1 pseudogene is annotated in these 458 nt (G+C 43.4%); it reads right to left on the bottom strand.

Annotation, left to right across the window (positions count from 1 at the left end):
- A pseudogene (locus tag CVN76_RS00310) lies at positions 1-458 on the bottom strand (hypothetical protein); the annotation flags it as partial.

Below are 458 nucleotides of genomic sequence, written 5' to 3'. Positions count from 1 at the left end.
TAATTCTTTATGGCTCATTTTATAGATTTTCACCAGTAATTGAACAAGCTCCAGTTTTATTTCCGCTTCACTCGTGTTACTTTTTTTACCTTTTTGCTGCAGTTCTGCCTCTTGATTAGCAATAAGGCTGCTGATCCTTTTTAATCCTTCGTCCACACACATCCCGGCTTCATCATAACCTGTACGCAGCAAGCAATTGTTAAGCTTCTGAAAGGGCGCCATGCGTATATAGTTCGGTACAAACTTGTGAATATCCTCTTCCGTCTTGTCAAGGCCAAGGAAAGCCAGTTCGCTTGGTCTTGAGTTGAAGGACTGTATCGGGGCAAATACGGCTAATTCGCCCAGTGAGTCCGTGATTGCCTCCCGATGGATATCTGCATCTTGGCCAACAAATAAAATGGGACGGTCCAATCCCTTCAATCGTTTCGCCCATTCAGAGGATAGGATATTACAATCTT

Source organism: Bacillus sp. mrc49, assembly GCF_002803435.1.
This window is presented reverse-complemented; position numbering and strand designations above follow the sequence as displayed.